The sequence below is a fragment of the Halorubrum sp. B53 genome (genome assembly GCF_059752395.1).
This window is the reverse complement of the sequence record NZ_MWTH01000005.1, coordinates 179982-202793: the sequence shown is the minus strand read 5'-3', so window position 1 is coordinate 202793 and position 22812 is coordinate 179982. Positions and strand designations below refer to the sequence as shown.

22 protein-coding genes are annotated in these 22812 nt (G+C 68.4%); 17 read left to right on the top strand and 5 right to left on the bottom strand.

The window, feature by feature from the left end; genetic code table 11:
• Window positions 1–63: 63 nt before the first annotated feature.
• Window positions 64–627 (bottom strand): HalX domain-containing protein, encoded by a 564-nt coding sequence (locus B4V06_RS04440; RefSeq protein ID WP_123113420.1) that lies wholly within the window; start codon window positions 625–627, stop codon window positions 64–66.
• 145 nt (window positions 628–772) lie between these two features.
• Between B4V06_RS04440 and B4V06_RS04435 the strand changes: the two genes are divergently transcribed.
• Window positions 773–1501, top strand: a complete 729-nt coding sequence (locus B4V06_RS04435) for an RAD55 family ATPase (RefSeq protein ID WP_123113421.1) — start codon at window positions 773–775, stop codon at window positions 1499–1501.
• A 94-nt stretch (window positions 1502–1595) separates the two neighbouring features.
• On the opposite strand, the gene B4V06_RS04430 is transcribed toward B4V06_RS04435, so the two are convergent.
• Window positions 1596–1934, bottom strand: a complete 339-nt coding sequence (locus B4V06_RS04430) for a helix-turn-helix domain-containing protein (protein ID WP_123113422.1) — start codon at window positions 1932–1934, stop codon at window positions 1596–1598.
• Window positions 1935–2122: 188 nt separating this feature from the next.
• Between B4V06_RS04430 and B4V06_RS04425 the strand changes: the two genes are divergently transcribed.
• The 4 genes from B4V06_RS04425 to B4V06_RS04410 all read left to right on the top strand — a co-directional run bounded on the left by B4V06_RS04425 (window position 2123) and on the right by B4V06_RS04410 (window position 4836).
• On the top strand, window positions 2123–2461 hold the full coding sequence (locus B4V06_RS04425; protein ID WP_123113423.1) for a hypothetical protein: 339 nt from the start codon (window positions 2123–2125) through the stop codon (window positions 2459–2461).
• A gap of 364 nt (window positions 2462–2825) precedes the next feature.
• Window positions 2826–3410, top strand: a complete 585-nt coding sequence (locus B4V06_RS04420) for a flagellin (protein WP_498167721.1) — start codon at window positions 2826–2828, stop codon at window positions 3408–3410.
• A 2-nt stretch (window positions 3411–3412) separates the two neighbouring features.
• The gene (locus B4V06_RS04415; RefSeq protein ID WP_498167719.1) at window positions 3413–4045 is read left to right on the top strand and encodes a flagellin; all 633 of its coding nucleotides are present in this window, start codon (window positions 3413–3415) and stop codon (window positions 4043–4045) included.
• Window positions 4046–4131: 86 nt separating this feature from the next.
• A complete protein-coding gene (locus B4V06_RS04410) occupies window positions 4132–4836 on the top strand; it encodes a DUF7500 family protein (protein ID WP_498167716.1) in 705 nt (234 codons plus the stop codon).
• Window positions 4837–4852: 16 nt separating this feature from the next.
• Here B4V06_RS04410 and B4V06_RS04405 read toward each other — a convergent pair whose 3' ends face one another.
• The gene (locus tag B4V06_RS04405) at window positions 4853–5317 is read right to left on the bottom strand and encodes a zinc ribbon domain-containing protein (RefSeq protein WP_123113427.1); all 465 of its coding nucleotides are present in this window, start codon (window positions 5315–5317) and stop codon (window positions 4853–4855) included.
• Window positions 5318–5577: 260 nt separating this feature from the next.
• Here B4V06_RS04405 and B4V06_RS04400 point away from each other — a divergent pair, with 260 nt between their 5' ends.
• The 10 genes from B4V06_RS04400 to arlJ all read left to right on the top strand — a co-directional run bounded on the left by B4V06_RS04400 (window position 5578) and on the right by arlJ (window position 17540).
• Window positions 5578–8022 carry a BGTF surface domain-containing protein gene (locus B4V06_RS04400; RefSeq protein ID WP_498167712.1) on the top strand — a complete coding sequence of 815 codons (2445 nt, stop codon included), beginning with the start codon at window positions 5578–5580 and terminating at the stop codon, window positions 8020–8022.
• A gap of 88 nt (window positions 8023–8110) precedes the next feature.
• Entirely contained in the window at window positions 8111–8467 is a 357-nt protein-coding gene (cheY, locus tag B4V06_RS04395; RefSeq protein ID WP_008008138.1) for a chemotaxis protein CheY, read from the top strand.
• Entirely contained in the window at window positions 8467–9672 is a 1206-nt protein-coding gene (locus B4V06_RS04390) for a chemotaxis protein CheC (RefSeq protein WP_123113428.1), read from the top strand. The genes cheY and B4V06_RS04390 overlap by 1 nt, the downstream gene beginning before the upstream one ends.
• Window positions 9669–10253 carry a chemotaxis protein CheD gene (locus tag B4V06_RS04385; protein ID WP_123113429.1) on the top strand — a complete coding sequence of 195 codons (585 nt, stop codon included), beginning with the start codon at window positions 9669–9671 and terminating at the stop codon, window positions 10251–10253. Before B4V06_RS04390 ends, B4V06_RS04385 begins: the two co-directional genes overlap by 4 nt.
• A 118-nt stretch (window positions 10254–10371) precedes the next feature.
• Window positions 10372–12252 carry a FlaD/FlaE family flagellar protein gene (locus B4V06_RS04380; protein WP_498167708.1) on the top strand — a complete coding sequence of 627 codons (1881 nt, stop codon included), beginning with the start codon at window positions 10372–10374 and terminating at the stop codon, window positions 12250–12252.
• Window positions 12242–12712 (top strand): archaellum stator protein ArlF, encoded by a 471-nt coding sequence (gene arlF, locus B4V06_RS04375; protein WP_123113431.1) that lies wholly within the window; start codon window positions 12242–12244, stop codon window positions 12710–12712. Before B4V06_RS04380 ends, arlF begins: the two co-directional genes overlap by 11 nt.
• Window positions 12713–13210, top strand: a complete 498-nt coding sequence (gene arlG, locus B4V06_RS04370; RefSeq protein ID WP_123113432.1) for an archaellum stator protein ArlG — start codon at window positions 12713–12715, stop codon at window positions 13208–13210.
• A 1-nt stretch (window position 13211) separates the two neighbouring features.
• Window positions 13212–13964 carry an archaellum protein ArlH gene (gene arlH / locus B4V06_RS04365; RefSeq protein ID WP_123113433.1) on the top strand — a complete coding sequence of 251 codons (753 nt, stop codon included), beginning with the start codon at window positions 13212–13214 and terminating at the stop codon, window positions 13962–13964.
• Between the two features lie 137 nt (window positions 13965–14101).
• Window positions 14102–15775 carry an archaellum flagellar ATPase motor FlaI gene (flaI, locus tag B4V06_RS04360; RefSeq protein ID WP_123113434.1) on the top strand — a complete coding sequence of 558 codons (1674 nt, stop codon included), beginning with the start codon at window positions 14102–14104 and terminating at the stop codon, window positions 15773–15775.
• Window positions 15776–15803: 28 nt separating this feature from the next.
• Window positions 15804–17540, top strand: coding sequence for an archaellar assembly protein ArlJ/FlaJ (gene arlJ, locus B4V06_RS04355; RefSeq protein ID WP_498167704.1), 1737 nt, complete (start codon window positions 15804–15806; stop codon window positions 17538–17540).
• Window positions 17541–17989: 449 nt separating this feature from the next.
• Here the strand turns inward: arlJ and B4V06_RS04350 are convergent, their stop codons facing one another.
• A complete protein-coding gene (locus B4V06_RS04350; protein WP_498167703.1) occupies window positions 17990–18913 on the bottom strand; it encodes an NAD-dependent epimerase/dehydratase family protein in 924 nt (307 codons plus the stop codon).
• 137 nt (window positions 18914–19050) lie between these two features.
• Between B4V06_RS04350 and htpX the strand changes: the two genes are divergently transcribed.
• On the top strand, window positions 19051–19923 hold the full coding sequence (htpX, locus tag B4V06_RS04345) for a zinc metalloprotease HtpX (RefSeq protein WP_123113438.1): 873 nt from the start codon (window positions 19051–19053) through the stop codon (window positions 19921–19923).
• A gap of 648 nt (window positions 19924–20571) precedes the next feature.
• Here htpX and B4V06_RS04340 read toward each other — a convergent pair.
• Entirely contained in the window at window positions 20572–21357 is a 786-nt protein-coding gene (locus B4V06_RS04340) for an IclR family transcriptional regulator (RefSeq protein WP_123113439.1), read from the bottom strand.
• 156 nt (window positions 21358–21513) lie between these two features.
• Here B4V06_RS04340 and B4V06_RS04335 point away from each other — a divergent pair, with 156 nt between their 5' ends.
• Window positions 21514–22761 carry an MFS transporter gene (locus tag B4V06_RS04335; RefSeq protein WP_498167700.1) on the top strand — a complete coding sequence of 416 codons (1248 nt, stop codon included), beginning with the start codon at window positions 21514–21516 and terminating at the stop codon, window positions 22759–22761.
• The last annotated feature ends 51 nt before the right edge of the window (window positions 22762–22812 follow it).

Genomic DNA, 22812 nt, shown 5'->3' with positions numbered 1-22812 from the left:
GGGAAGACGAGAGGGCGGAAGCGGGGAGGACGAGAGGGCGAGAGTGACGCGGTCGCCGCCGCGTCAGGCCTCGCCGAGGTCGCGGAACATCGCGCGGTAGTCGTCGGAGGAGAGCGACTCGCCGAGGTCGTCGATGTCGGCGTCGAGGGCCTCCAAGCGCTCGACGAGGTCGGCGTACGCCTCGTTCCCCTCGCGCTGGGCGGCGGGCTTCTGGGAGCTGAGCACCGCGCGCTTGCTCGCCAGCGCCGCCGCCTCCTGGACGAGGTCGTCGTACTCGCTGCGGGTGAGCAGGGTGTCGATCGCCGTCAGCAGGTTCGACCGGCTGACGGGCTTGGTGAGGTACAGGTCGAACCCCATATCGATGATGTCGAAGTCGGGTTCGACGGCGGTGACCATCGCGACCCGACAGTCGTAGCCGGCCTCGCGGATGCGTTCGAGCACGTCGTCGCCGCTTCCGTCCGGGAGCCGGCGATCGAGGAGCACCACGTCGACGCTCGCGTCGACCTGATCGATCGCCTCGGCGGCGGTTTCGGCGAGGTCGACCTCGTACCGCCCGTCGAGGAAGCCGGCGTACAGCGCGGCGATGTCGGGCTCGTCTTCCACGATCAGGATCGAGAGGTCGCTCACCGCTGATCACCGCCGGGGGCGACGGGAGACGCTTCACCGGGCATACAGTATCGGCCGGTGTGTCGAGAAATAAAGCTGTCGCCGTCAGTTCGGCCGGTCGCGTCGGATCGTCTTTTATATACTCCCGTCGCCAATACCGGGACGAATGTCAGAACTCGTCTCCACCGGGGTCGAGGGGCTCGACTCGATCCTCACCGGCGGCATCACGGAGCGGTCGACGGTACTCGTCTCCGGGAACCCCGGGACCGGCAAGAGCATCTTCGGTATCCAGTACCTCCATCACGGCGTCACCGAACACGACGAGCGCGGCGTGTACGTCTCCTTCGAGGAGGACGAGGCGGACATCCGCGGCGCCGCGGAGTCGATCGGTCTCGACGGGTTCGGCGACGCCGTCGACGACGGCGACATCGTGATCTTGGACAAGCGAGAGATGCTGCGCGAGACCGACTTCTCGACGGCGGTCGACCGCCTGCTCGACACGATCGAGGACGGCGGGTTCGACCGGCTCGTGCTCGACTCGCTGTCGATGTTCCAGCTCTTCTTCGACGCCGAACAGGAGAAGCGGACGTACCTCCTGAAGTTCTCCGACATCCTCAAGGCGAACGGGTTGACCTCGCTGCTCATCAACGAGCAGGGCGCCGTGTTCCCGGACACCGAGGTCGGACTGGAGAACTTCCTCACCGACGGGAACATCTACTTCATCCAGACGCCGACGGACTCGGGCGTCAACCGGTACGTCTGGGTGGCGAAGATGCGGAAACAGGACATCGACACCGACATCTTCCCGATGGAGATCGGCGAAGGGGGGATCACCGTCCACGAGCGGGCCGGCGGGTTCTCGATGATGGGAGGGTCCGAGGGACCGTCGTTTTGATCCGGACCGGACTCTAAGAGGAGAGATCGAGGGAACGGACAGAGAGAACGGACCGAGAGTCGCCGACGGAGCGGAAGGGGAGAGTTGCGGGACGCTACTGACTCGACGAGAGGTCGCGCCACACGTCGTCGAGCCGGTTTTTCACCGCGGAGCGCTCCTCGACCTCGATCGTGAGCCCGTCGCGGAAGTCGACCTCGACGCCGTCGACCTTCCGGCGGTACACCTTCACCCGGCGGTGCTCGTCCGAGAGCGGCCGGTCGTGCAGCTCGAGTAAGTCGGCCTCCTCGAGCTCGTTGATCCGGCGGTAACACGTCGCGATCGGGACGTCGAGCTCGTCGCTCAGATCCTGCGCGGACATCGCGTCGCCGGTCGCCGTCAGAATGTCCGTGTTGTACTTGTTACCGAGAACCGTGATCAGATCGTCCCCCACCATTCACATTATCGTCGTTGATTTTTACAACGTAAAAGGATACCGGTGAGTGCAGAGATCGTCGAATCCGGGGACAGGCGGGCGACAGACGCCGTATCCGCGTTCTTCGGACCCGCGATAGCGGAACGCCGTGTTATCGCCGGTGATAGCCGCCACCGTGGGTTTATGTATCGACTCCGAGGAGGCCGAATATGGAGCTCATCGAGGGGTTGTATCTCGTGACGACCACCGTGTTGGCGGGCGCGAGCGCGACGCTGGCGGCGTTCGCGGTGGCCGCCTACCGGTCGTCGGGCCGCACCGCGATGGCGTACCTGGCCGTCGGCTTCGGACTGGTCGTCGTCGCGGCCGTCGCGACGCCCGTCGCCGGCTTCCGGACGTCGTTCGCCGACGCGGCGGCGCTGCTGTTGATCAACACCGGGCTGCTGGCGGCGTCGATGGCGCTCGTCGCCGGGAGCCTCGCGGTCTACGAGCCCGGCACGCGAGAGCTCGTGATCCCCGAGTCCGAACTCACGCGGATTCAGGACCGGTAACGATCCGCGGCGCTGCGGTACGGATCGCCTCAGTTGATCGGCCCAGTTCACCTGTGTAGGTCACCCGCTGGGTTCCGACGCGGACCTCCGTCGATCGACCTCACCGCGCTACCGAGCCGTTCGTCCGCGCCGACTGATCGGCCGATATCCGCGCACACGTCCACTGATGTTCGAGTATCGGATGCGATAACCACGCGGTGAAATCGTTGATGATTATAGAAATTATTTTGCTGGAATTAATCCGAAAATCGCACGACTGCGTCGTTTTATCAGGTCGAATAATCGGCACGGAGTCTTTAATAGGGAAATCACACTCCCTATCGATAACGCCCGCCGGGCAGGCCGGGGGCCAACGCAACACACAATGTTCGAAACCATACTGGACGAGGAAGAGCGCGGGCAAGTGGGGATCGGGACCCTCATCGTGTTCATCGCGATGGTGCTGGTGGCGGCGATCGCTGCCGGCGTCCTGATCAACACGGCCGGCTTCCTCCAGACGCAGGCGGAGGCGACGGGCGAGGAGAGTACGAGTCAGGTGAGCGACCGGCTGCAGGTCGTGAGCCAGTCCGGGAACGTAACGACTGAGAGTGTCGACGGTACCGACACCCGTGTCGTCGACGAACTGAACATCACGGTCGCGCAGTCTCCTGGAGCAGATAACATCGACCTCTCGGAGACGACCGTCGAACTCATCGGGACCGGCGGACAGGAGACGTTCCAACTCACCGGCAGCCAGATCAACATCTACACGGGTAGCAGCGGAGACGTTGTCCTGACAGATAACAGCGACCGTGCTGATATCGGAATCGATCTGAGCAGTACCTACGAGTACCTCGAGGGCGGTGACCGGGTATCGGTGACCTTCACCACGGCGTCCGGCGCCAGTACCACGACGGAACTGCGCGTGCCCACCACGCTCACGAGTGACCAGACCTCGGTGAGGCTGTAATAATGTTCGAGTTCATTAACAGCGACGAAGACCGCGGTCAAGTGGGGATCGGGACCCTCATCGTGTTCATCGCGATGGTGCTGGTGGCGGCGATCGCCGCCGGCGTCCTGATCAACACGGCCGGCTTCCTCCAGTCGCAGGCAGAGGCGACCGGACAGGAGAGTACGGACCTGGTTTCCGAGCGGATCGAGGTGACATCCGAAGTCGGTATCGTCGGTAACGCGACGACCGGGAACCTCAGCGAGATCCGCGTCGGCGTGACGGGTGCGCCGGGCGCCGATCAGATCGACCTGAGCGAGACGACGATCCAAGCGGTCGGTCCGAACGGTCAGGAGAACCTCGTGTTTTACAACGCTACCGGTGGTAACGTGAGTGATCTCAACAACACCCAGTTCGCAGTGCAGCAGGACGGGTCGTTCGTCAGCGGTGACGACGCCGTGCTGAACGAGGACTCACAGTACACCATCGTACTGAACCCTGCAGCGAGGCCGTTCGGTACGGGTCCGGGTGCTGACGCGTTCGGCGAGAGCGACACGTCCTCGCTCGAAATCGTCTCACCCTCGTCAGCGACAACCTCGGTCGAACTCAACTCGCCTGACCTCTACAAGGAAGACGGCGAAGCGGTCCGGCTCTAACGAGCCTCGAACAGCCCCCCGAACCACTTCCCCGGCGGACCGTTCCGCCCGGAACACCTATTTTCTCGCGCCACGACGGCTACGCCATGAGTGACCACGACGCACCGGCGGCCGACCCGGACGCCCCGCCGGCCGACCCCGAGGAGCTCGACTTCACAGACGACGAGAGCGTCGTCGAGATCGGGGAGAGCCGGTACGTCGTCGGGACGAACGGCCGGCCTAACGTCGGGCGGTCGCGGCCGGCCAGCCAGCCCGCCGACGAGTCCGGGTTCACCGCCGCGGACCCCGCGAGCCCCGCGGAGCGCCAGCCGCCGGGCACGGACCCGCAGGCGAATGCGGCCGGCCCGGAGGCCGCGGATCGGGGTGCGTCCGAGGGCGGCCGCGGCGGTCGCGGCGGTCAGGGCGACCGCGGCGGCCGGGGGGCCGGCACCGCCGAGGTCGACCGACAGGCGGTGAGCCGGTGGCTGGCGAGCTCCTTTGACGGCGACGGCTTCACCTACGGGATCGACGCGACGCTCCACGTCGACGGCGACACCACCCGCCAGCGGATGGTGTCGAACGACGTGACGGCGACGTTCGACTCGCTCGTGACGTGGTTCGCGTCGAACGCGGGCCCGAGCTCGCCGACGCCGGAGGCGCTCGGACTCCTGCTCGTCGCGAGCGAGACGACCGTCGACGTGCCGCCGGTGGCGATAAAGCGGTTCGCCGCGAGCCAGGGGCTCACCGCGAGCGACAGCATCGGCGACCTCGTCCGCGCCGCGGAGGAGGCGAACGGGTTCCGGATCGAGTGAGCGGGAGCGCACCCGTTTATAAAACGAACAGCAGCACCGCACCGAGCAGGGCGAGGATCGCGTACAGCCCGGCCATCACCTCGCGCTTCAGCGGACTCCCGAGCGGCTCCGCCGTCAGCCGGCGGACCGGCGGTAAGATGGCGATCCCGCCGAGAACCAGGAGGAACGCACCGGCCTGCGGGACCAGCGTGAGCGCGACGACGATCGTGCCGTACCCCGCGACGTAACAGCCGCGCCGCCAGAGCTGTTCGCGGTCGGTGAGCTCCTCGGTCGGTACGAAGCCGGCCACGCCTCCGTCGCCGGATCCGCCGTCGGTGCCACCGCCGCCCGCCGCCCCCGAGTCGGCGGCGACCTGCTGCGCCTGTCGCTGCACGTACTCGTCGAGCTCTTCGGCGGCCGCCTCGGTCTGGGGGGCGCCGCAGTCGACGCAGTAGCGGGCCTCGTCGTCGATCGACGACTCGCACCGGGGACAGGTCTTCATCCTCATCGGAACCGGACCGCGGGCGGGCTTAACTCTTCGGGGCTCGACCGAGAGTTCGAGACCGCCGCAGTCGGTCGATTCGAGCCGAATCGCGTCGCGGCGACCGACTCCCGTTCTCCGAGGCGATAATCGGGAGGGTACGCTTTAGTCGCTGAGATCCCGACCGTGTAGCAACCGACGGCGAGCCGTCCGCGCGACTCGGCTCCGTGACGACGACTCGCCGGCACGACGACCCGACACCACGACAACCCGACACCACGATGACCTCCAGATCTCCACGGGACGGCGCGGATCGGTCCGACAGAGCGGCGACCGCCGATTCAGAGGGCCGCCGCGTCGGGTCCCGCGGCGCCCGCCGCGGGGAACCCGCGGAGAGCGACGGGGAGGCCGTCGCGCTGCGCTCTCGGCTCTCGACGCTGGGAACCGTGCTGGTCGCCCTCGCGGTGCTCTGCTCGGTCCTCGGCGCCGGGCCGATCGGTCCCGCCGCGGCGGCGCTCGCGGGAGGGGACGCGACGGCGAGCGACGGAGCGGTACCGTCCGCCGGCGACGAGGTCGCTCCGGCGATCGAAACCGGCGAAACTGCGGCGCCGGGCGGCGCCGTCAGCCGAGAGATCGACGGCTCGTTCAGCCGACCGACGTACACCGGAACGGCGGGTGACCCGGTGGAGATCAGACACGTCGTCGATACCTCCGGGGGCGACACCGCGTACCTGCTGGTCGGCGGCAACCGCCTCACCGATTCCGGCGGGACGGTCGGATTCGTCGACGTGCTCAAGGTGGGAGACGGGTCGACGACGATCAACACGCGGCTCCTCGGGACGAATGAGAGCGGCGTCAAGAGCTGTAGCGCCGACCGCGTGAACTGCTCGCTTGAGTTCAAAAACGAGGACGGCGACGTGGTCGCCGACAGCCTCGCGAACCTCTCCGGGGTCGGCTCGACGGGCGCGGGCGGGCTCGCGCGGCCCCTCGTTCCGGAGCGGTACCGGCTCGCGATCACCAACGGCACGTTCATCGTCCGCGATTCGGGCGCGATAGACCCGGTCGAGGTGGCCGCGGAGTCCGACCTCGTGTTGGAGGAACCGGGATTCCACGACGAGGCCGAGGTCTTCACGACCGCGGACTCGGACGTGATCGCCGACGGGGGGGACGACGGGGAAGGGACTGAGTCGCTCGCAGCCCTCAGGGAGGCCGGACTCGACCGAACGGCGGTGACGAAGGGCGACCGCGTCGTGCTCGGCTTCGAGGCGACCGGGATCTGGGGCGCGATGGCGCACTTCGCGGAGCGGCGGTCCGGCGAGTCGGACGACGGGACCGCGATCGAGGCCGGGACGACGCTCAACCACACCGTCCTCGTCGATCTCCTCGAGGCCGAGGAGGGCGTCTCGCTGACGGTCCGGCAGACGAATCCCGGGCGGAACGAACCCCGGGCGGAGCTCGATCTCGCGGACGCCGACTCCGACGACGTCAGCCTCTTTCTCGCGGAGGAATCGGAGCTCGAACGCGGGGACGCCGACAGGAACGGGGTGCCCGGCCGCTTCTACCTCGCGATCGACACGAGCGACGGTGGCGCGTTCACCCACGACGTCGAGCCGGGCGACGAGTTCGCGGTCGAGTTCGCCTTAGAGGGGACCGACGGCGAGCGGTATCGGTTCGACGACGGCGGGGGCGAGCCGCCGGCGGCGTTCGGAGCGCAGTCGGCGACGGACGAGGACGTGGCGGAGCAGTACCCGTATCACGGAACCGGCGACGGCCGGGTGAGCGCCGAGGCGTCGTTCAGCGTTCGGGAGCGGTACCTCCGGTACGACCACGTCACGGACGACGGCACCGTCCTCGTCGAGACGGGCGACGGGACGATAACGGGCACGACCACGATTCTGCCCGTGGCGGAGCTGTCGGCGACGATCGTCAGGGACACCAACGAGACCCCGTCCCGGACCGAGTCCGAGCTGGCGATCGAGGACGGGAACTTCTCCGCGGACAGCGGGCTCGCCGACGTGGCGCCCGGGACCAGAGCGAGCTACCGGCTCTACCGGGGGCAGTCGCTACAGGACAGCCGGGAGGTTCTCGTCGTTGACAACGCCACGGACCCACGGCGACTCCGACTGGCGAACGGGACGACGACCAACCTCACGGTGACCCGCGGCGAGTCGCTGGCGGCCCTCTCCGCGACGGTGCGGAACGTCGGGCAGCTGCGCGACCGGGAACGCCTGACGCTCGACGTCGACGACGGTGAGATCGTCGAGGAGCGATACGTCACGGTCGCGCCGCAGGCCGAGACGAACGAGACGTTCGGCGGGTTCGACGCCGACCTAGAGCCGGGCGAGTACCCGTACTCGCTCGCGATCGACGGAGACCGAGTGAACGGAACGCTGATCGTGGAGGCCGACCCCGCGGTGACGCGCGTCGACGAAACCGACGGAAACGGCTCGGAGTCGACCGACGGGGGCGAGGGGAGCGCCGGCGGCGATGACGGGGCGAGCGACGGCGGCGGGGACGGGGCGGGCGACGGCGATGACCCGACCGGGAACGACTCGATCGACGATGGGCCGAACGAGTCCGGACCGGAGGGAGACGACGGCGAGACGCCGACCGAGGAGCCCGACGGGACGCCGGCGACGCTCCTCCCGTTCGGAATCGGGACGCGCGAGACGTTCGGCGGGACCGTCCTCGTCGGCGCGACGTACCTCCTCGGGCACTGGGTCTGAGGGGCCGCCCCGCCGCGGCCGTCGGTTCTCAGCGCTGAGAACCGCGGGGGAGTCGTTAAGTGACCGCTGCACCGCTTTCGAGACAACCATGGCAACGCGCGTGCTTATCGCGGACGACTCGGAGTTTATGCGGAACCTCCTCCGGGAGATACTGGAGGGGGAGTTCGAGATCGTCGGCGAGGCCGAAAACGGCGTGGAGGCGGTCAATATGTACGAGGAGCACGGCCCCGACCTCGTGATGATGGACATCGTGATGCCGATCCGCGACGGGATCGAGGCGACGACGGAGATCTTAGAGGAGAACCCCGAGGCGACGGTGATCATGTGCACCAGCGTCGGGCAAGAGGAGAAGATGAAGGCCGCCATCAAGGCCGGTGCCGAGGGGTACATCACGAAGCCGTTCCAGAAGCCGAACGTGCTCGACGCCATCGGATCGGCGGTATAATGCGGGTCGACGTCCGGGCGCTCGGCGCGTGCAACCGTCTCGCAGAGCAGGGCGCCGAACAGGCCGCCGGCGCCCTCTCCGATCTCACGGGGACCGACCTCGCGGTGGAGGTCACGGGCGCGAGCGTCGCCAGCGGCGAGGACCTCGCCGAGGCGTTCACCGGCCGCGAGTCGATCGGCGTGAGCGTCGGGCTCCGCGGCGGGTTAGACGGCGAGGCGGTGCTCGCGTTCGACGCCGCCAACGTCGACGCCCTGCTCTCGCTGCTGCCCGGCGGCGCCTCGATGGAGCGAAGCGCGGTGACCGAGGTCGGCAACATCGCGCTCGGCGGCTTCCTCGACGGCTGGGCGAACTACCTCGGGAAGGCGATCGACATGACGCCGCCGCGCTACTTCGAGGCCGACGGCGCCGCCGTCCTCCCGGACGGGGCGCTCGCCGGCGACGGCGTGTTCCTCTTCGAGAGCCGGCTGGACGCGACGACGACCGACCTCGACTTCTCTATTTATATGCTGCCCGACTCCGGCCCCTTCCGCGACCTCATCGTCGGGAAGACCGCGCCGGCCGCGACGGCGGGCGCCGAGGGGGCGGGGGACGGGGCCGCCGGCGAGGCCGGCACCACCGCCGTCCCGTACGAGTCGCTGTCGACGTTCGCGTCGCTGGCGAAGCGCGGGTCGGCGAACGCCGCCGACAACATCGCGATGATGACGGGCCTCGAGACGACCGTCGACGTGAGCCGGCTGCGGTTCGTCCCGCTCGCCGACGTGCCCGCCGAGGTCGGCGTCGAGCCGCACGCCGGGACGGTCTTCGAGCTGCAGGGGGAGCCGAGCGGCTACCTCGCGATCCTCTTCGAGGAGGAGTCGGCGGCGACGATCGCGGCGGCGATGCTCCCGAGCGAGCCGGACGAGCCGCTCGGCGGGATGGCGGAGAACGCGCTCTGCGAGCTCGGCAACGTGATGACGAGCGGGTTCATCGACGGCTGGGCGAACGTGCTCGGCACCTCGATCAGCCACTCGCCGCCCGAGTTCGTCCACGACATCGGTTCGTCGACGATCAGCCCGCTGGTCGCCAAGCTGAGCCGGCGGCAGGACTACGGGTTCGTGATCGACGCCGCGATCCAGACGGAGGGCGTGCAGGCGCGGTGCGACGTGTACGCGCTCCCGGACGAGCGCGAACTGGCGCGGGCCCTCGACCGTCTCTCCGAGACGTGAGCCACCCCTCGTCGTCCCGCGGCCGCGGGTCGCACCGCGACGAGAGCGGCGGCGACACGAGCCGCGACGCCGACGGAAGTCGCGACGCCGGCGCCCCCGGTAGCGACGCGCCCGAGCGTCGGATCAAGGTCGGCGTGGGCGAGCTGGCCGTCGCGACGAACGGGGAGACGCTGACGACGAGCGGGCTCGGCTCCTGCGTCGCGGTCGCGCTCGCCGACGAGCGGGCGGGCGTCCGCGGGCTTCTCCACGCGATGTTGCCGACGAGCGACGAGACGCGGACGGCCGCCGCCCGCCGAGGGAAGTACGTCGACGCCGGCATCGACGCGCTCGTGGACGACCTCGTCGCGGCCGGCGCCGCGTCCGGCCGATTGGAGGCGCGCGTCGCCGGGGGCGCGGAGATGCTCGATCTCACCGACGCCGTCGGTCCGCGGAACGTCGAGCGGGCTGAGCGCCGGCTCGCGTCGGCCGGCGTCCCGATCGTCGCCAGCGACGTCGGCGACGGCGTCGGCCGGACGGTCCGGTTCAGGCCGGACGGCGGGCTCGTCGTCCGGGCGGCCGACGGGTTCGAACGCACCCTCTAAGGGGCTCCCCGCGGCGCCGCGCGAGAGCCGCGCGTCCGCCGTCCGTGGGTGCGGTGTCTTCTCACTGCTGATATTTTGAGGGGTGAATTGAAGTGTGTTCTGCGGGTCGTACTCGGTAATGGGCCTCGAACTACCGGTGTGGGGAGCTCCAACGGCCACCTGGATAGTCGCCACGCTGGGGCTCGTCGGTGCGAGCGTCCTCGACCGCTTTCTCGACGACGGCGGCTCCGACGACGACTCCGGTGGCATGGGCGGCGACGACGACCCCTTCGGCGGCGGAGGGATGGACGGCGGCGGTGGCGGTGGCATGGGCGGCGGCATGGGTGGCGGCGGTGGCATGGGCGACGACTTCGACGACTTCGACGGGATGGACGAGTGGGACGACGGCTTCGACGACGACGGTGGCGGCGGCGGCGCCGACACCGGCGAGCTGGAGAACCGGCTCGACGACCTGGAGAACGAGGTCGCCTCGCTCTCCTCGACGGTGTCCACGGTCCGCTCGGAGAACGAGGAGATCTCGGCCGCGGTCGACGACATCGAGGAGGACGTCAGGAACCTGCTCGATATCTACGAGATGGTCACCCGCGGGATCAACCCCTTCGTCGACGAGTCCAGCGGCTTCGACAGCGTCAGCGGCGGCGGCGAGGGGTCGTTCGGGCTCTTCGACGACGACGACGAGGCGGACGAAGAGGCGGACGGGCTCGACGAGGACGTCGCGAACGCGGACGCCGACGGGTTCTTCGACGACGACATGCTCGACGACGACTTCGACGACGGCGGCGACGAGTTCGACGAGCTGGACGGGGAACCGGACGACGACCACACGGACGACGGCGACTCCGCCGACGCCTCGTCCGAGACCGCGGCGGCGGACGACGGAGACGACATGAACGACGACGGAAAGAGCTTCAGCGAACTGAAAGAGGAGTACGACGCCGGGGAGGCCGACTGGGCCGACGAGGACGGGGGCGACGCGGACGCCCCCGCGGACGAGGACCCGTTCGACGACGGGGACGCGTTCGACGACGGCCTCGGCGACGAGACGGACTCGTTCGACGACGGCCTCGGCGACGAGACGGACCCGTTCGACGACGGCGTCGACGACGGCGTCGAGTCGTTCGACGAGGGGATGGACTCGTTCGAGGAGGAGCCGGCGACCGGCGCGGGCGCCTCGGCGGACGGCCGCGAGCCCGAACCCGAGCCCGAACCCGAACCGGAGCCCGACCCAGCGGCCGACCGCACGCGCGGTCCGCAGCCCGGGGGGGACCCGGCCGAGGCGAACGGCGGCGGCTTCGAGTACGTCGGCGAGGACGACCTCTCCGGCGGCCGGGGGAAGCCGTACCTCACGGAGCTGCCCGGCGACTACGTCGGCGACCTGCTCGTGATGGAGTGGCTGGAGTTCCTCGTCTCCGAGAGCGACGTCACCGACGCGGTGCGCGCGATCAACTACTACGAGCGCATCGAGTGGGTCGGCCCGGACGCCGCGGCGCGGCTCCGCGACTTCCTCTCCGGGTTCGGCACGATCGACCGGAACCTCGTCGACCGGCCGGGGACGGACCGGCTGGTCCGCGAGCACCACACCCGGAGCCTCCGGTACGTGACGCAGCTCAACGGCACGAGCGGCCACCTCCTGCTGCTCGACCGATGGGACGACCTCGCCGGCGGCTCGCTGGTCGGCGGCGGCCCGCCGCCGGTCGGCTCCCGCGGTCGGGGACGCGACCGGCGCGAGGACCGCGGCGGCCGGCGGCGCGGCGGCCACGAGAAACGCCGGCGCGAGGATGGCGACGGACGCCGGACCGATAGCGAGGGAAGCCGGGCCGACGGACGAGCGAACGGGCACGCCGAGCGAGACGAGCGCGGCGACCGGCGGGCGGAACGGAGCAGCGAGCGACCGGAGGGCCGCGATCGGAACGGTGGTTCCCCGCGACCCATGAACGACCCGAACCCGCGTTCCGACCGCGCTGACCCGGCCGACGGAGGGTGGGGAGATGGGCGTTAGCGTCTCCGCGTCGACGGCCATCATCGTCGCGGGGCTGTTCTTCGCGTTCACCGCGTTCTACCCCGTCGCGGCCAACGGCTTCGACCGCGTCACCGACGCCCAACAGGGGATCCAAGAGCGATCGCTGGAGCGGCAGAACACCGACTTCGCCGTGACGAACGCGACGTACGACGACACGACGCTGACGGTCACCGCCACCAACGACGGCTCGGTCGGACTGGTCGCGAGCGACGCGACGCTCGTCGTCGGCAACGAGTACGTCGACGTGGGCGGACCGAACGCGAACACGACCGTCGACGGCGACGCCGACACCGAGCTCTGGCTCGGCGGCGAGACGCTGACGGTGACCGTCGAGGAGGCGGACCTCTCGACCGACGTGGTCGCGAACGAGACCCGCGTCGTCCTCGTCGTCGAGTCCGGCGTGCGGGACACGGCGAGCGTCACGGGGGTGAGCGCGTAGATGGCGAGCGTCCCGGTCTCTCACCTCATCCTGTTCATCGCGAGCCTCGTGATCGCCGCGGGCGTCGTCGGCACGATCACGACCGGCGTCGACCGCGTCAGCGCGGCCGTCGAGGACGCCGGGATCGACGCGACCGAGCAGCTCCGGACGGACGTGACGATCATCTCCGACGCGAGCGCCGGGGTGTACAACGAGAGCGGGAACGAGAACGTGACGCTGTTGATAAAGAACACCGGGACGCAGCGGCTCCACCCCGACGGCTCCGGGATCGACGTCGTCTTCGACGGGAGCTACGTCCCGCCGAGCGCGACGACGGGGGAGCTCGTCTCCGCCGGCGAGGGAGCGGCGTGGGACCGCGGCGACGTCTTACGGCTCACGATCGACGTCACCCAGTTGGAGGGGACGGACAACGGGCTCGCCCCGGGGACCGACCACCGGGTGTATCTCACGGTGAACGGCGACGAGGAGCTGTTCCAGTTCCGCACGGAGGCGACCTGACGTGCCCCGCGCCGACAACCTGCTCTCGATCGGCCTCGGCGAGCGCGACCGGCTGAACAAGGAGCTCGGCGGGGGGATCCCGCGGGGCAGTATCGTCCTCATGGAGGGCGACTACGGGGCCGGGAAAAGCGCCATCTCCCAGCGGTTCGCCTACGGGCTCGTCGAGGAGGGGGCGTCCGTCACGATGATGTCGACGGAGCTCACCGTCCGCGGGTTCATCGACCAGATGCACTCGCTGGAGTACGATATGGTGAAGCCACTCTTAAACGAGGAGCTGCTCTTCCTCCACGCCGACTTCGACTCCGGCGGCGCGTTCTCCGACGGCGACGGCGAGCGGAAGGAGCTGCTCAAGCGGCTGATGAACGCGGAGGCGATGTGGAACTCCGACGTGATCTTCCTCGACACGTTCGACGCCATCTTCCGGAACGACCCGACGTTCGAGTCGCTCGTCCGGAAGAACGAGGAGCGGCAGGCGGCCCTGGAGATCATCTCGTTCTTCCGCGAGATCATCTCGCAGGGGAAGGTCGTCGTGCTCACCGTCGACCCCTCGGCGGTCGACGACGAGGCCATCGGCCCGTTCCGGTCGATCGCCGACGTGTTCCTCGAACTCGAGATGATCGAGGTCGGCAACGACATCCGCCGGCAGATCAACGTGAAGCGCTTCGCGGGGATGGGCGAACAGGTCGGTGACACGATCGGATTCTCGGTCCGGTCGGGCACCGGGATCGTCATCGAGAGCCGCAGCGTCGCGTGATGGCGCCGACCGCTCGCGGGGGAACCGTCGTCCCGCGCGGGCGGGACGCGAACGACGACAACGGAACGACGGAGACGACGCGCGCCCCGCGGACCGCGGCGGGCGCGGCCCGAGCGCGCGGAGGCGACGAGTAGACCATGACCGAACACGGAACCGCGAAACCGTCGGAAGAGCTCCGAAAGGCCGCCATGCGGCGGCCCCACCTCCGGGAACACCTCCGGGAGTTCAAGCAGATCACGGGGGAGTTCCCGCAGTTCATCGAGGAACCGAAATCCGAGTACGAGTCGAACCGCCCGAACGTCATCTACCCCGTCGGCGGGCCGATATACAGCCACATCTACGGTGACCTCGGACAGGACACGAAGTACTACGCCATCGAGCCGGAGGTGTCCGGCCCGCAGGCCGAGATCCTCAACCAGGTCAAAAACCGGCTGCTCACCGCGAGCGGCCAGCACAGCGCCCCCGACTCGGAGGCGGAGTACGACGACCTCATCGAGGAGCTGTTAGAGGAGGTGACCCACGTCGACGACGAGACCACCGGCTGGCGCCGAGGCGTCTCGAAGATACGGAACTTCGGGAAACTCTCCGTCACCGAGGAGACGTACGAGAACATCCGCTACCGGCTCAACCGCGACATCGTCGGGCTCGGCCCGCTCGAACCGGTGATGCGCGACCCGGCCAACGAGGACATCCACGTCATCGGCCCCAAGGAGTGTCACGTCGACCACGGCACCTTCGGCATGCTGGAGACGACCGTCGACTTCGGCACCAAACAGGAGTTCGACAACTGGCTGCGCAACATGGGCGAGCGGATCGGCGACCCGCTCTCCGACTCCGATCCCATCGTCGACTCCACGCTGCCCGACGGGTCGCGTATCAACATCATCTACTCCGACGACGTCTCGCTGAAGGGCTCCTCGCTCACGATCCGGCAGGGCGACGAGGTGCCGCTGTCGATCAACCAGATCACCAACTGGGGGACGCTGTCGCCCCAGCTGGCGGCGTACCTCTGGCTCTGCTTGGAGAACGAGCAGACGGTGTTCGTGGTCGGGGAGACGGCGTCCGGGAAGACGACGACGCTGAACGCCATCCTCTCGTACATCCCCGACGACTCGAAGATATACACCGCGGAGGACACCGCCGAGGTCATCCCGCCGCACAGCACCTGGCAGCAGCTGCTGACCCGCGAGGGGGGCGGCGAGGGGAGCTCCGACGTCGACATGTTCGACCTGGTCGCCGCCGCGCTCCGGTCGCGGCCCGACTACATCATCGTGGGCGAGGTCCGCGGCGCCGAGGGACGCATGGCGTTCCAGGCGGCCCAGACGGGCCACCCGGTGATGCTGACGTTCCACGCGTCCGACATCGTCTCGATGATCCAGCGGTTCACCTCCGAGCCGATCAACGTCCCGGAGACGTTCATGGACAACGCCGACGTGGCGCTGTTCCAGAACCGGGTGAAGCAGGGGAACGACGTGTTGCGCCGGGTGACGAGCGTCCAGGAGATCGAGGGGTACTCCAAGGAGATGGAGGGAGTCGTCACCCGCGAGGTGTTCAGCTGGGACCCCGTCGAAGACGAGATCGTCTTCCAGGGGATGAACAACTCCTACGTGCTCGAAGAGCAGATCGCGACGCTGCTCGGCTACGCCGACACCCGCGACATCTACGACGACCTGGAGTTCCGCGCGGAGCTCATCGAGCGGATGATCCAAGAGGGCATCTTGGGCTACCACGAGGTGAACGACGCGATCAACTCCTTCCAGCGCGACGGCGTCGAGGGGCTCCCCTTCGACATGCACCGGAACGTCAGGTGATCGCGGTGATGAATGGAGTCGACAGGTAATGGGGGTGAAACAGGTCGGCAACGGGCTCGCGACCGCGGCCGAGGTGACCTCGGCCGTCATGGAGTCGTACGACAAGCTCGACATCTCGAAGCGGAAGTACGTCGGGTTCGTGTTGCTCCCCGCGGTGCTCGTGTTCGCCGCGAGCGTCGTCGGCCTGTTCGTCCTCCCGCTGCCGTTCGCGGCGCGGGTCCCCGTCCCGATGTTCGGCGGGCTCGTGCTGGTCGCGGCGGTGATCTACCCGAAGATCTATCTCTCCAGCTTGGAGAACCAGATCGACAACCAGCTCCACCTCGTGATGACGCACATGACCGTGCTGTCGACGACGAACATCGACCGCATGGAGGTGTTCCGGACCCTCGCGAAGGAGGAGGAGTACGGCGTCGCGGCCGAGGAGATCGGCCGTGTCGTCCACCTCGTCGACACCTGGAACCAGAGCCTCGACGACGCCTGTCGCCGGCGGGCCGAGGAGGTCCCCTCCGACGCGATGGCCGACTTCTTCGACCGGCTCGGCTACACGATGGGGGCGGGCCAGTCGCTAGAGGAGTTCCTCGTCTCCGAGCAGGACGTCATGTTAGCGAAGTACGAGACGGTGTACGAGTCCTCGCTGGCGAACCTGGAGGTGATGAAGGACCTGTACATGTCGATGATCCTCTCGATGACGTTCGCCCTCGTCTTCGCCATCGTGCTCCCGATCCTCACGGGCAACGACCCGACGGCGACGGTGGCGGCCGTCATCGTCCTGTTCGTCTTCGTCCAGCTCGGCTTCTACGCGATGATCCGGGCGACGTCGCCGTACGACCCGATCTGGTTCCACCCCGACGAGCGCGCCCCGGGCGACCTGAAGCTGTGGACCTCGCTCGGGGTCGGCGGCGGGCTCTCCTTCCTGCTCATCGGGATCACCGCGGCCGGGATGTTCGGCTACGGCCCCGGCCTCCCCGGCCTCCTCTTTTTCCTCGACGACGTCCGGCTCCCGTTTTACCTCGCGGTTCCCATCTCACCGCTCATCATCACCGGCGTCGTCCTCAGGCAGGAGGAACAGCAGATCACGGCCCGCGACGGCGAGTTCCCCTCGTTCGTCCGGGCGCTCGGCGCCACCGAGAGCGCCAAGCAGTCGACGACGACCGACGTGTTGACCACGCTGCGCGAGAAGAACTTCGGGGACCTCTCCCCGGCGATCGAGCGCCTCTACCGCCGGCTCAACATGCGGATCAGTACCGAGGGGGCGTGGGAGCAGTTCACGTATGACACCCGCTCGTACCTGATTCAGAAGTTCTCCGAGATGTACCTCGTTGGCCGGCGGATGGGCGGGGACCCGAAGCAGCTCGGCGAGCTGATCTCGAAGAACATGAACACCGTGAACCAGCTCCGCGAGCAGCGGCGGCAGGCCGCGATGACGTTCATCGGGCTGCTGTACGGGATCACGGCGGCGGCGACGTTCGCCTTCTTCATCGGACTGGAGATCGTCGCGATCCTCGCCGACCTCACGGCCGACTTCGGGCTCGAAGAGATGGACATCGGCCAGATCGTCTACCCCGGCGCGTACGACATCCCGCTCATCGAGTACCTCCTCCTGACGGTCGTCCTGTTCAACGCCGCCCTCTCCTCGCAGATGATCCGACGGATCGACGGCGGCAACCCCGCGAACGGGTACATCCACTTCGTCCTCCTGACGTGGCTCGGCGCGGCGACCGCGATCGCGACCCGGACGCTGGTGAACGCGATCCTGTCGATTTAAGAATCGATACGATATGTCGGTCGTTTATAAATGATTCTCGGCCGTTTCTTGAGCGGTCCTGCGGTCTCAATCGTTTGTTTATAAACAGATGAGGTTGAATTGACGGTGAACACCTCCAAAGCCCCAGCCGCTCGCGTATAAACAGTTGCTGACGGACCGTCTGTGAACACCTCCAAAGCCCCAGCCGCGACGGCTCGCGCGCCTTGCTGCGCGCTTCAGTCGCTCACTTCGTTCGCTCCTTCCAGTGCTTGCTGCGGCGTGCTTCGCCCTCGCGGCTGCCCCTTTGAGTCCCACCCGGCCGCACCGCAACCGCACCTCACGCCTCCCCAGCCTCGTCGGACCGGCGCGGTTGCGCCGGTCCGACTCCCTCGTGCGGTCTGCTCGCGCCCCGATGGGCGCGAGCAGGCGCACGCCACCACAACACGATTTATAAGGAGTTTGCTCCCGATCTACCGCTCAAACAGCGTCGGCTCGGGGACATCCTCGTCGGCCGCCTCGCGCCACGACCGGCTCGGCTCCCACCCGAACAGCCGCTCGGCCTTTTGAATCGCGTAGGCGCCCCGGTCGTCGCCCTCGTCGACGGCGCAGTCGTCCGGAATCTCGCCGTACGATTCGCGCAGGAGGTCGAGCAGCGGGCGTCCGAGCGCGTTGTCGGCCGCGACGCAGTTGACGGCCTCGTGGGTCCCGGACGCCACCGCCGGGTTCGACCCCGCGGTCCCCGCGAGCGCGTCGGCGACGAGGTCGGCGACGTCGCGGGCGTCGACGTACGACCAGAAGTTGCCGGCGCCGGCGTCGAGGTCGTCGACGTACTCGTCGCCCCGACAGGCGTACGCGCCGGGGGACTGGATCCACGAGGGGCGGACCGAGACCGCCGGGACGCCCTCGCGGCGCGCGACCGCGCCGGCGGCCGCCTCCGCCGTCACCTTCGAGAGCCCGTAGGGGTCCTCCGGCCGGAGCGGGTGGTTTTCGGTGATCGGGAGCTCGTCGGGGAGCGGCGTCGGCTCCGCGAAGAAGAAGCCGTACGCGCCGTCGCTCGACGCCTGCACGATCCGGGCGTCGGCGCGGCCGGCGGCGTCGAGGACGTTCTTCGCGGCGTGGACGTTCGTCTCGAACACGCGCCCGTCGGGATGGGTGCCCGCGACGGGGATCGCCGCCCAGTGGACGACGGCGTCGGGGTCGACCGCGTGGACGACGTCGAGCGCCTCGCCGCGATCGGCGAGGTCGACGGCGCGGAACGAGACGCCCGGGGCCGAGTCGACGTCGGGGCCCGGGTGGTCGTAGTCGGCGACGACGACCTCGTAGTCGCCGGCGAGTCGGTCGACGACCCAGCGCCCGGAGGCGCCGCGGCCGCCGGTGACGAGGACGGTCTCCATGCGTGCGGGTCGGCGCGGCGGGGCAAAAGCGCACCGTCGTCGCGTCGGCGGAGGGGTTCCATCCGGCGACTGCGGGGCCGCGGCGAGGGGATCCCAACCCCGGCAGGCTTTAATCCGGCGAACGGTAAAACTCGGGTATGGAATGGAAGACCGATTGGGGACTGCGTGGACGGATGGGGTTCACGATGTTCCTGCTTTTCGCCCTCTACGTCGTGTTCATCGGCGTCCTGATCGAGGTGTTCAACGTCGGGATCATCTTCACGCTCGCGATGTTCGGGATGTTCTCGCTCGCGCAGTACTTCTTCAGCGACAAGCTCGCCCTGCGGAGCATGGGCGCCCGCGAGGTGAGCGCCGATGAGTACCCCGACCTCCACCGACGGGTCGAGCGGCTGAGCCAGCAGGCCGACCTCCCGAAGCCGACGATCGCCGTCGCCGACACGCAGGTGCCGAACGCGTTCGCGACCGGGCGGAACAAGAAGAACGCGACCGTCGCGGTGACGACCGGCCTGCTCCGGGCGCTCGACGACGACGAGCTCGACGGCGTGCTCGCCCACGAGCTCGCGCACGTGAAGAACCGCGACGTGATGGTGATGACCATCGCCTCGTTCCTCTCGACGATCGCCTTCTTCATCGTCCGGTGGGGGTGGCTGTTCAGCGGCGACAACCGTCAGGGCGCACCGGTCATCGTCGCCATCGTCGCCTCGATCCTCGTCTGGATCATCTCGTTCCTGCTGATCCGGGCGCTCTCGCGGTACCGGGAGTACACCGCCGACCGCGGCGCCGCGCTGATCACGGGCAAGCCCGGCGCGCTCGCGTCGGCGCTGATGACGATCGACGGGCGGATGGACCGCGTGCCGAAGGAGGACCTGCGCGAGGAGGCGGAGATGAACGCGTTCTTCATCATCCCGGTCAAGGCGGGGTTCGTCGGGAAGCTGGCCTCGACGCACCCGTCGACCGAGAACCGGGTCGAGCGGCTCCGCGAGCTCGAGCGCGAGATGGAGACGGCCTGACGCGGACGAGTCGATCCGACGGCGGATCGACAGACATACCAGATTTATATACTATATCAAAATATTATAAATATGGGTCGATAAAGCGCGATCCGTAACAGTCGCCTCCAGTCGAAGTCACGGACCGTCGGCGAGACGCCGAGCGTGTCATCGGACGGGCAAGGTCGAACAGAGAATCGATCGAAAGCCGCTGGGATCCGCGTATCTGATTATTTCCGCCACGTTAAGAACATATAAATCGAATATCGACGATATTCGGACGGTTAGTATCGGATCCCCGTTACGAGGCGTCCCGACTCGACACCGTCGCACTTCGGCACAGCGGTTGACGAACCGGTGTCGCGTGCGACGATCTCGCCTCCGAGGAGTGCCCGTAGGACGAGTGCGCTGGAAGTTTACTCTGTTCGGTATATTCTTGATTTATCATAGTTATAAACTAAACTCCGAGGCGGAGCGCCGTCCGAATCCGTGAGGACCGACTCGGTGTCGGTCGGAGCCGGTCGCCGTCGCAGTCCGCTCAGAATAACACCAGTACTCGTGTTAGTTGAGAGCGCGGCAGCGGCGTGAGTTCGTAACCGCCGGCGAGCGAAGCGATGTATTCGAGCATATCGAACGACGTAGAGGCTCGCGGACGACCGCAGTTCGGCGCTACGAGTACGCGATGTTGAGCTCGAGCTCGTTCGCCGCGCCGAGCAGCAGGTCGGGGAGCTCGGACTCGAGCCGCTCCCCGTTCAGCCGGTGGGAGGGGCCGGTGACGCTGAGTCCGCCGATAACCTCGTCGTCCGGGCCGCAGATCGCGACGCCGACGGCGTGGGTCCCCCGGAGCGACTCCTCCCTGTTGAAGAAGTAGCCGCGCTCTCGGCCCGCCTCGATCTCGGCGCGGAGCTCGTCCGGGTCGGTGATGGTGTGGTCCGTCACGGGCTCGAACGCCATGCGTTCGAACATATCGGACAGCTCGGGCTCGGACAGCTCGGCGAGGATCGCCTTCCCGGCCGAGGCCGCGTACAGCGGGATGCGACTCCCGATGCCGGGATCGGTGCGGACCGCCTGGTCCCCGACGGCGCGGGCGAGGTACACCGCCTTGCCGTGTTCCTCGACGAAGAACTGGGCGCGCTCCCCGGTGACCTCCGCGATCTCCTCGACCTTCTGGCGCACGAGGTCGTAGCCGCAGTAGCCGCTTCGGGCGGTGACGCCGATCTCGAGGAACCGAAGTCCGACGTGGTAGCCGTCGTCGCGCCTGACGACGTAGCCGAGGTCCTCCAAGGTGTGGAGGTGCCGATGGACCGTGCTCTTCGCGTAGTCGAGCTCGGCGGCGAGCTCGGCCAGCGACGCGCCGTCGGCCTCGACGAGCCGTTGCACGACGTCGAACATCGTTTCGGCGGTGCGAACCGTGTCTGCGTCCCCCGATACGGCGTTATCCCGCGTTTCGTTCATAATCGATGATCGGACTCCAGCCATATAAGCGTTCGAAGGAGTCGAACGCATATTCGACAGCCGAACGCGCGATCGCGGCGGTGGTCGATCCGACCCGATCCCCGAGCGACTGCCACAACGCGTAGATTTAATCCGGGCGACCGTCTGCGACCGAGCGTGGTATCGCCCTCGTCGATCGCGGGAGCCGACTCGGGGATCGTCCGGGAGCGACCCTTCCAGCTGCTGCTGCTCATCAACGTGCTCCCGCCGCTCGGCACCGCGCTCCTCTCGCCGGTGCTCGGCTCGCTCGTCGAGCCGCTGGGCGCGTCGACGGCGAACATCGGGCTCATGATGTCGGCGTTCACCGCGCCGTCCATCGTCGTCATCCCGATCGCGGGCGTGATCTCCGACCGGTACGGGCGGCGGCCGGTGCTGCTCTTCGGGCTCGTCTGGTTCGGGCTCACCGGTACCGCAATCGCGTTCGTCTCCACCTTCGCCGCGGCGCTCGCGCTGCGCGCGCTCCAGGGGATCGGCTTCGCCGCGCTCACGCCGATCATCATCACCAGCCTCGGCGACCTGTACGCGGGGACGAAGGAGGCGACCGCGCAGGGGCTCCGGTTCACCGGGTCGGGGCTCTCGCAGACGGCGTTCCCGCTGGCCGCGGGCGTCCTCGTCGGGCTGGCGTGGCAGTACCCGTTCCTGCTGTACGCCGTCGCCTTCCCGATCGCGGCGGTCGTCTACGTCTACTTCGAGGAGCCCCTGGACGAGGCGGCCGACGAGGAGTCCGAGGGGGTCCGGGCGCAGCTCGGGGACATGCGCGCGCTGGTCGCGCACCGGCGGGCGTGGACCATGGTCGTCGCGCGGGGGAGCGCGAACGTCGCGTGGTTCGGCTTCCTCACGTACAACTCGATCCTCGTCGTCGACGTGCTCGGCCACACGCCGGCGGAGGCGGGGATCCTCGCGGCGCTCGCGAGCCTCACGTACGCGCTCGCGGCGTCGCAGGCCGGCCGGGTCGCCGACGCCTTCGACGACCGGCTCTACCCGCTCGTCGCCACGAACGCGTCGATGGGCGCCGGCCTGGCGCTCGCCTTCCTCGCCCGGTCGTTCGCGGTCGCCGCCGTCGGCGTCGCCTTCATGGGGATCGGCTTCGGGCTCGTGCTCTCCATCTACCGGAGCGTCATCACGACGCTCCCGCCCGCGGACTTACGCGGCGGCCTCGTCAGCCTCGGCGAGGGGAGCGGGCGCGCGGCGGCCACCGCGACCCCGGTGATCATGGGCGTCGCCGTCGCGGTCGCGACCGGACCGCTCGGGTTCGAGACGGCGGTCCGCGCGGTCGGCGCGGGCGCGGGGGCCGTCGGCGCGGGCGTCGGGATCGCCTGTCTCCTCCTGATGAGCGCGTCGCCGCCGATCCGGATAGACGGCTAGCCGCCGGAGGCGACCCCGCGGCGTCGACTTGCAACTCCACGGCGTCGACCC

Coding starts and splice junctions, on each gene's coding strand:
- B4V06_RS04435 (WP_123113421.1), top strand. CDS start 773: ATGTCAGAACTCGTCTCCACCGGGGTCGAGGGGCTCGACTCGATCCTC.
- B4V06_RS04430 (WP_123113422.1), bottom strand. CDS start 1,934: ATGGTGGGGGACGATCTGATCACGGTTCTCGGTAACAAGTACAACACG.
- B4V06_RS04425 (WP_123113423.1), top strand. CDS start 2,123: ATGGAGCTCATCGAGGGGTTGTATCTCGTGACGACCACCGTGTTGGCG.
- B4V06_RS04420 (WP_498167721.1), top strand. CDS start 2,826: ATGTTCGAAACCATACTGGACGAGGAAGAGCGCGGGCAAGTGGGGATC.
- B4V06_RS04415 (WP_498167719.1), top strand. CDS start 3,413: ATGTTCGAGTTCATTAACAGCGACGAAGACCGCGGTCAAGTGGGGATC.
- B4V06_RS04410 (WP_498167716.1), top strand. CDS start 4,132: ATGAGTGACCACGACGCACCGGCGGCCGACCCGGACGCCCCGCCGGCC.
- B4V06_RS04405 (WP_123113427.1), bottom strand. CDS start 5,317: ATGAAGACCTGTCCCCGGTGCGAGTCGTCGATCGACGACGAGGCCCGC.
- B4V06_RS04400 (WP_498167712.1), top strand. CDS start 5,578: ATGACCTCCAGATCTCCACGGGACGGCGCGGATCGGTCCGACAGAGCG.
- cheY (WP_008008138.1), top strand. CDS start 8,111: ATGGCAACGCGCGTGCTTATCGCGGACGACTCGGAGTTTATGCGGAAC.
- B4V06_RS04390 (WP_123113428.1), top strand. CDS start 8,467: ATGCGGGTCGACGTCCGGGCGCTCGGCGCGTGCAACCGTCTCGCAGAG.
- B4V06_RS04380 (WP_498167708.1), top strand. CDS start 10,372: ATGGGCCTCGAACTACCGGTGTGGGGAGCTCCAACGGCCACCTGGATA.
- arlF (WP_123113431.1), top strand. CDS start 12,242: ATGGGCGTTAGCGTCTCCGCGTCGACGGCCATCATCGTCGCGGGGCTG.
- arlG (WP_123113432.1), top strand. CDS start 12,713: ATGGCGAGCGTCCCGGTCTCTCACCTCATCCTGTTCATCGCGAGCCTC.
- flaI (WP_123113434.1), top strand. CDS start 14,102: ATGACCGAACACGGAACCGCGAAACCGTCGGAAGAGCTCCGAAAGGCC.
- arlJ (WP_498167704.1), top strand. CDS start 15,804: ATGGGGGTGAAACAGGTCGGCAACGGGCTCGCGACCGCGGCCGAGGTG.
- B4V06_RS04350 (WP_498167703.1), bottom strand. CDS start 18,913: ATGGAGACCGTCCTCGTCACCGGCGGCCGCGGCGCCTCCGGGCGCTGG.
- htpX (WP_123113438.1), top strand. CDS start 19,051: ATGGAATGGAAGACCGATTGGGGACTGCGTGGACGGATGGGGTTCACG.
- B4V06_RS04340 (WP_123113439.1), bottom strand. CDS start 21,357: ATGAACGAAACGCGGGATAACGCCGTATCGGGGGACGCAGACACGGTT.